At 66.7% G+C, this 330-nt stretch carries 1 pseudogene; it reads right to left on the reverse strand.

The window, feature by feature from the left end:
* A pseudogene (locus HA052_RS27230) lies at window positions 1–307 on the reverse strand (ABC transporter ATP-binding protein); the annotation flags it as partial.
* Between the last annotated feature and the right edge of the window lie 23 nt (window positions 308–330).

Raw genomic sequence — 330 nt, forward strand, 5'->3', positions numbered from 1 at the left:
CCAGTTTGAAGGACACGTCCTTGACCGCGTGGAACTGGCGTTTGCCGAACAAGCCTGCGCGCACGTCGAAGGATTTGCTCAGCCCGCGCACGTCCAGGATGATCTCGTCGTCCGCCCGGTAGCCGCGCTCGCGCTGCGGCGGTTCCACATAGCCGCCCGGCTGCAGGAAGTCGTCGATCACCGCCAGCCGCTGCGGCCGCCGGTCCAGGTGCGGCCGGCAGGCCAGCAGCGCCTTGGTGTAGGCGTCCTGCGGCGCGTCGAAGATTTGCTGCACCTTGCCCTGCTCGCGGATTTCTCCGTGACGCATGACGATGACTTCGTCGGCGAACT

Source organism: Chromobacterium fluminis (assembly GCF_011602385.1).
Lineage (GTDB): Bacteria > Pseudomonadota > Gammaproteobacteria > Burkholderiales > Chromobacteriaceae > Chromobacterium > Chromobacterium fluminis.